Genomic DNA, 6,467 nt, shown 5'->3' on the forward strand with positions numbered 1-6,467 from the left:
TGACCTGCCGGACATGCTCAGCCTGCTCATGCGGCTCCAGGTTCTTGTGGATGATGCCAAGCCCGCCGGCCTGCGCCATGGCGATGGCGAGGCGGGCTTCCGTCACCGTGTCCATGGCGGCCGAGATGATGGGAATGGAGAGCCTGATCGAGCGCGTGAGTCGCGTGGCCGTCTTGACCTGTGCGGGCAGCACGGAAGAGGCGCCGGGCTTCATCAGCACATCGTCAAAGGTAAGAAATTCCGGGATCGGGCGCGGCATGGGCCAACCTCTCGAAGGCAAGGGACTCGCTCTGGGATTGGCGATTGTCCATAACACCGGCATTACGGCCGGGGCAAGCATTGAAATCCCGCCACCCGCTTGCATTGATGGCCGATCAACGATTATGTCTGCCCGGATGATTTCCCAGCGCGCGCGCTATGCCTTCAAGGCGATGGTGGCCCTGGCCCGCGCCAGGCCGGGCGAGGGCCTGCAAATTCGCCAGCTGTGCGAGCAGGAGAAGCTGCCACGCAAGTTCCTGGAGCAGATCCTGCTGGCCCTGAAGAACGCAGGCTATGTTACCAGCCGCCGCGGCCGCGACGGCGGCTATGAGTTGCTGAAACCGGCGGACACCATTGCCATCGGACCCCTGCTGCGGGCCATCGACGGCCCCATCGCGCCGCTGCCCTGCCTGTCGCGTACCGCCTACCGGCGCTGCGAAGACTGCCGGGATGAGGCCCATTGCGAAGTGAGAATCGCCTTCTCCAAGGCCTATGCGCAATATCTCTCCGCGCTTGAGACGACAACGCTCGCGGAAGTGATGCGCGCCGCGGTGGATGCGGAAGGCGTGATACTAAGCACCTGATTTCATTTAAAAGAACATTTTGTTCGGCAAAGCGAACAATTTCACTTGATTGTCTATCAATCCCGTATAGTATTCGGTGTACAAGTTCAGACACGGAGGTTCATCCCATGCTTCTCCCAACCCGCTGCGCGCTGACTGCCCCCGCGCCTGATCAGAGCGGCAAACGCCCCAACTGAGATGCCCGCGGCCCTCCTCCCGAGGCTCCGAAGCCCAAGCGTCATCCCGGGTTTCGGGCTGGCGCTTGGGCTGACGCTCAGCGCGCTCAGCCTGATCGTGCTGCTCCCGCTCGCCGCCCTGGTCCTGCGCGCCTTGTCGATCGGGCCTCAGGCGTTCTTCGAGATCGCCACCGACCCGCGCACGCTGGCGGCACTGCGGTTATCCTTCGGCACGGCGCTGTTCGCGGCAGCGGTCAACGCCGTATTCGGATTGCTGATTGCCTGGGTGCTGGTGCGCTACCGCTTTCCCGGCCGCCGCATCATCGACGCGGCGGTGGACCTTCCTTTCGCACTCCCCACCGCCGTGGCCGGCATCGCCATGGCGGCGATCTATGCGCCCAATGGACTCATCGGCTCCATCGCCCAGGCGCTGGGGTTCAAGATCGCCTATACGCCAATTGGCATCACCATCGCGCTGATTTTCATCGGGCTGCCCTTCGTGGTGCGCACCGTGCAGCCGGTGCTGGAGGAGGTCGAACAGGAGATCGAGGAGGCCGCCGCCCTGCTCGGCGCGTCGCGCGCGCGGACCGTGTTCCAGGTGGTGCTGCCACATGTCTATCCCGCGCTGCTGACAGGCTTTGCACTCGCCTTCGCCCGCGGCGTTGGCGAATACGGCTCGGTGATCTTCATCGCCGGCAACATTCCCATGGTCTCGGAGATCGCGCCGCTGCTGATTGTCATCAAGCTCGAGGAATTCGACTATGGCGGGGCCACGGTGATCGCCACCGTGATGCTGGCCATCTCCTTCGCGCTGCTGTTCCTGATCAACGTCCTGCAAGCATGGAGCCGCAAGAAATATGGCAATGTCTGACCGCCTGCTGCCGCTTGCGCACACGCCAGCGCGCGCCACCAGCGAAACCCCGCTCACCCGCCTGCTGCTGATCGGGACCGCCATCCTGTTTCTGGTGGCAATCCTGTTTCTGCCGCTCATCACCGTGTTCGCCGAGGCGTTCCGCAAGGGTGTGGAGGTGTTCGTCGCCAGCTTCGCGGAGCCGGACACCCAGGCGGCGATCCGCCTTACGCTGCTCGTCGCTGCCATCGCCGTTCCGGTGAACGCCATCGTCGGGCTGGCGGCCTCCTGGGCCATAGCCAAGTTCACGTTCCGGGGCAAGAACCTGCTGCTGACACTGATCGACCTGCCATTCTCGATCTCGCCTGTCATCTCCGGCCTCGTGTATGTGCTGCTGTTCGGCGCCCATGGCTGGCTGGGACCATGGCTGACCGCGAACGGCATCGAGATCATCTTCGCGGTGCCGGGGATCGTGCTGGCCACGATCCTCGTCACTTTTCCCTTCGTGGCGCGCGAATTGATTCCGCTGATGCAGGCGCAAGGAACCGCCGAGGAAGAAGCCGCACTCACGCTCGGCGCATCTGGCTGGTACACGTTCTTTCATGTGACGCTCCCCAATGTGAAATGGGCGCTCCTCTATGGCGTGCTCCTGTGTAACGCCCGCGCCATGGGCGAGTTCGGCGCGGTCTCCGTCGTCTCAGGCCATATCCGCGGACTGACAAACACCATGCCGTTGCAGGTCGAGATCCTCTATAACGAGTATAATTTCACCGCTGCTTTCGCGGTGGCCTCGCTGCTGGCGGGCCTTGCGCTTCTTACCCTCATCGCCAAGAGCCTGCTCGAATGGCGCTTTGCCGGCGAACTCGCCGCCGGGCGCCGCCACTGATTTGGAGGAGAAACCGATGTCCGTTCCCGTGCATATCAGAAACCTCGAAAAAAACTTTGGCCGCTACCCGGCCCTGAAAGGCGTATCGCTCGATGTGGCGGCGGGCGAACTCGTGGCACTCCTCGGGCCCTCGGGCTCCGGCAAGACCACGCTGCTGCGCGCCGTGGCGGGGCTGGAGCAGCCGGATGCGGGCCATGTCTATTTCGGAGACATCGACGCCAATTCACTGAGCCTGCGCGAACGCCGCATCGGTTTCGTCTTCCAGCATTACGCGCTGTTCCGGCACATGACGGTGTTCGACAATATCGCCTTCGGGCTCAGGGCGCGGCCGCGCATGAGCAGGCCTTCCGAAACCGCGATCAAATCGAAAGTACTGGAGCTTCTGGCACTTGTGCAGCTCGACGGACTGGAAAGCCGCTATCCCACGCAGCTGTCCGGCGGCCAGCGCCAGCGCGTGGCGCTCGCCCGCGCACTGGCCATCGAGCCGCGCGTGCTGCTGCTGGACGAGCCGTTCGGCGCGCTCGACGCCCGGGTGCGCAAGGACCTGCGCAAATGGCTGAAAGAGCTGCACCAGCGCACCGGGCACACCACGCTGTTCGTAACCCATGACCAGGACGAGGCCTTCGAACTCGCGGACCGGATCGCCATTCTTGATCTCGGGCAAATCGTGCAGGCCGGCACCGCGCGGGACATTCTGGAGCGCCCGGCCACCTGCTTCGTGGAAGGCTTCATCGAAGGCATCGGCGCTGGCGTTTCGGCACAACGCCAGCGCGACTGGTCGCGGCCCGTGGTGGTGAATGCCAGATAGCAGGCGGATAGGCCCGGCGCATTGCTGAGCCATTCCGGCGCCTCACCTCAATTCTTCTCAGTCAAGGCTGCGCGGTGCGCATGCTACAACGGAAGTGCCGCCTTGCTGTTCTTGCGATCAGCGTGGCGCTGTTTCCTCCCGGACTTACGGACACGGGGCAAACCCGCAGCCCTTTCGTCTACCGGCCGATGGCATGCGTGGGGTCAGCCCGAAGCAAAATTTTTCGGCAACGCGCATATTGCAAGACCACGGCGCGCCCCGGTTTCTCCGGCCGCCGGCAGCTTTTTCCAGCCTCCAGTGTGTTTCAGCCCGAACAGCGTTTGTGGGGGGCCTTCAGCCTTGTCAGGCAACGTCAGATATGGCCAAGGACGTGGCGGCAAACGCCTGATGTTCCAAACTGGCACTTGTAAAGCTTCCATGCAAGCGCATAAGGATTTGGGAATATCGAGGAGAAAACCACCGCCATGCCGGCCGGCCACCGCGTCCTTGCCTGCATTCGGGTTGCACCCCATGGCGCAGGAAAACCGGGACTGGGCATTGAGGTTCAACGCAAGGCTATAAGCGCGTTCGCGGCCCGTCGGCTTGAGCGCGTGGCGGCATGAGCTCTCCGCGCCGCCACGGCATTCATCGCAGGTTTCACGGTGCGGGAGTTTTCCTTGCATTTTCCTTTATGGCTATCCTGATCTTGAGCTTGGGTCCGCTCAGTATCAGGGAAACCGATTGGATTGGCGTATCGGGCGTGGTTCTGGGCATTCCGGCTGTGATTTATGTCCTGTGCCGCGCCGCGGGTTGGATTTACGCCGCTTTCCGCGATGAATAGAGGCAAGATGCCCCGCCACGACCCGCCTTGGGTACGGATACCCAGCGGCTCATGAGCCACCTGAGAGATAGCTCATGAGGATGGAGTTGAACTGGCGCCCGGGCTTGCCTCCCTGCCGGATTGCCCCTAACTAAGCGGTGGCATGACGAAGTTGTTCGAAGTCGACTGGTCGACCCTGCCCGTGCCGGTTGACGATGGCGCGGCGAAGCACCTGGCCGGCGCGCGGGTGCCCCGGCTGTCCCTGCAGGCGACCGACGGGACGACCGTCGATTTGTCGGCGCTTGCCGGGCTGACCGTCGTCTACGTCTACCCCATGACCGGGCGCCCGGATACGCCGCTGCCGGATGGCTGGGACATGATCCCGGGGGCGCGGGGCTGCACGCCGCAGTCCTGTGCGTTCCGTGATCACTTCACGGAGCTGACGGCGCTTGGCGTCACCCAGCTGTTCGGCCTGTCGACACAGGACACCGCCTATCAGCGCGAGGCCGCTGAGCGCCTGCACCTGCCGTTTGCGCTGCTGTCGGACGCGGGGCTTTCCCTGGCGCATGCGCTATCGCTGCCGTTGTTTGAAGCCGGCGGGCGCAGGCTGATCAAGCGCATGACGTTGATCATCGAAAACGGCAAGATCACGCAGGTGTTCTATCCGGTGTTCCCGCCAGACCGCAGCGCGGCCGATGTGATCGCCTGGCTGCGCGCCAGGTCGCTGCCCTGAGGCCCCCGTTGCGGCGGATCATCCCGGCCGGCTCGACCAGCCTCGGGACAAGCTGTTGAGGTTCCAAAGCGAGCCTACGCCCAACAGACCCCTGTCGTGACATGCGCCACATGACGGAAAGATGAATTCCTGGAACGGCGCGTCTTCAACCGCGAAAGACCGTTCCACTGGCAGACCTGATCCACCAGGGTGTCTTTCGTGCGCTTGCGCTCAATTGCCAGCGCAGCCAGCGCTGCGCCGTAGGGGGGCCGCGGACGGCAAGCAGACGCGTCATGGATATGTTCATGGCCCGCTGGGGCGACGGCAAGCACAGCTTCGCCAAGGGCCCCGCCGCGCCGTTCATCGACCCGTGCGCGGTGCTGCCCGATGGCGTTGTGGTGCATGGCCGCCACGGCTGGTACGGCGCGCCGGCCTATCCGCCGCCGGCCTGCGGCTACTATCCCTATCCGCCCTGCTACTGAGCAGGTCCGGCGCCCTTTTCAATTGGCGGCATTTGACGGACCCGGCATCGATGGGGCATGTCTAGCGCCATGGATATCAAGCAAGACGTCATCGCCGCCATCGGCAATACGCCGCTCATCAAGCTGCGCAAGGCCTCGGAACTCACCGGCTGCACCATTCTGGGCAAGGCCGAATTCATGAACCCCGGCCAGTCGGTGAAGGACCGCGCCGCGCTGTTCATCATCCGTGACGCCATTGCGCGGGGCGAGCTGAAGCCCGGCGGCACCATCGTCGAGGGCACCGCCGGCAACACCGGCATCGGCCTCACGGTCGTGGCCAATGCCATGGGCTTCCGCACCGTCATCGTCATTCCTGTCACCCAGTCCCAGGAGAAGAAGGACGCGCTCCGCCAGCTCGGCGCCGAGCTCGTGGAAGTGCCCGCCGTCCCCTACAAGAACCCCAACAATTACGTGAAGTATTCGGGCCGCCTCGCCGCCGCCATGGGTGCGGTCTGGGCCAACCAGTTCGACAACGTTGCCAACCGCCAGTCGCACATCGAGACGACGGCGCCCGAGATCTGGGCCCAGACGGAGGGCAAGGTCGATGCCTTCGTGGCCGCCGTCGGCTCCGGCGGCACGCTGGCCGGCGTGTCCATGGGGTTGAAGGACCGTAACCGGAACATCAAGATCGCGCTGGCGGATCCGATGGGGGCCGCGCTCTACAACTATTACAAGCCCGGCGAGCTGAAGGCGGAGGGCTCCTCCATCACCGAAGGCATCGGCCAGGGCCGCATCACCGCCAATCTCGAGGGCGCCATCGTCGACGACGCCTTCCAGATCCCCGACGAGGAGGCGATCCCCATTGCCTTCGACCTGCTGCAGCACGAGGGCCTGTGCATGGGTGGCTCGACGGGGGTCAATGTGGGCGGCGCCATGAGGCTCGCCCGGCAGCTG

General features: G+C 64.2%; 8 protein-coding genes and 1 pseudogene. 7 read left to right on the forward strand and 2 right to left on the reverse strand.

Annotation, left to right across the window (positions count from 1 at the left end):
• On the reverse strand, positions 1–259 hold a 259-nt coding region (locus ACKOED_RS06105), incomplete at its 3' end, for an IMP dehydrogenase (protein ID WP_408915692.1).
• Positions 260–395: 136 nt separating this feature from the next.
• On the opposite strand from ACKOED_RS06105, the gene ACKOED_RS06110 reads away from it, so the two are divergent.
• From ACKOED_RS06110 to ACKOED_RS06125, 4 genes and pseudogenes are all read left to right on the forward strand, one after another.
• The gene (locus ACKOED_RS06110) at positions 396–842 is read left to right on the forward strand and encodes an RrF2 family transcriptional regulator (RefSeq protein ID WP_408915693.1); all 447 of its coding nucleotides are present in this window, start codon (positions 396–398) and stop codon (positions 840–842) included.
• Positions 843–1,019: 177 nt separating this feature from the next.
• Complete coding sequence (gene cysT / locus ACKOED_RS06115) at positions 1,020–1,868, forward strand: sulfate ABC transporter permease subunit CysT (protein WP_408915694.1); 849 nt, start codon at positions 1,020–1,022, stop codon at positions 1,866–1,868.
• On the forward strand, positions 1,855–2,733 hold the full coding sequence (gene cysW, locus ACKOED_RS06120) for a sulfate ABC transporter permease subunit CysW (RefSeq protein WP_408915695.1): 879 nt from the start codon (positions 1,855–1,857) through the stop codon (positions 2,731–2,733). Before cysT ends, cysW begins: the two co-directional genes overlap by 14 nt.
• Positions 2,734–2,749: 16 nt before the next feature.
• Positions 2,750–3,535: pseudogene (locus ACKOED_RS06125) on the forward strand (sulfate/molybdate ABC transporter ATP-binding protein); the annotation flags it as partial.
• A 209-nt stretch (positions 3,536–3,744) separates the two neighbouring features.
• Here ACKOED_RS06125 and ACKOED_RS06130 read toward each other — a convergent pair.
• Positions 3,745–4,203 carry a hypothetical protein gene (locus ACKOED_RS06130; RefSeq protein WP_408915696.1) on the reverse strand — a complete coding sequence of 153 codons (459 nt, stop codon included), beginning with the start codon at positions 4,201–4,203 and terminating at the stop codon, positions 3,745–3,747.
• Positions 4,204–4,503: 300 nt separating this feature from the next.
• Between ACKOED_RS06130 and ACKOED_RS06135 the strand changes: the two genes are divergently transcribed.
• From ACKOED_RS06135 to ACKOED_RS06145, 3 genes are all read left to right on the forward strand, one after another.
• Positions 4,504–5,073 (forward strand): peroxiredoxin, encoded by a 570-nt coding sequence (locus ACKOED_RS06135; RefSeq protein ID WP_408915697.1) that lies wholly within the window; start codon positions 4,504–4,506, stop codon positions 5,071–5,073.
• A 272-nt stretch (positions 5,074–5,345) separates the two neighbouring features.
• The gene (locus ACKOED_RS06140) at positions 5,346–5,534 is read left to right on the forward strand and encodes a hypothetical protein (protein ID WP_408915699.1); all 189 of its coding nucleotides are present in this window, start codon (positions 5,346–5,348) and stop codon (positions 5,532–5,534) included.
• A 69-nt stretch (positions 5,535–5,603) separates the two neighbouring features.
• On the forward strand, positions 5,604–6,467 hold an 864-nt coding region (locus ACKOED_RS06145; protein ID WP_408915698.1), incomplete at its 3' end, for a cysteine synthase A.

The sequence above is a fragment of the Aestuariivirga sp. genome, from assembly GCF_046093005.1.
In the GTDB taxonomy this organism is placed as follows: domain Bacteria; phylum Pseudomonadota; class Alphaproteobacteria; order Rhizobiales; family Aestuariivirgaceae; genus Aestuariivirga.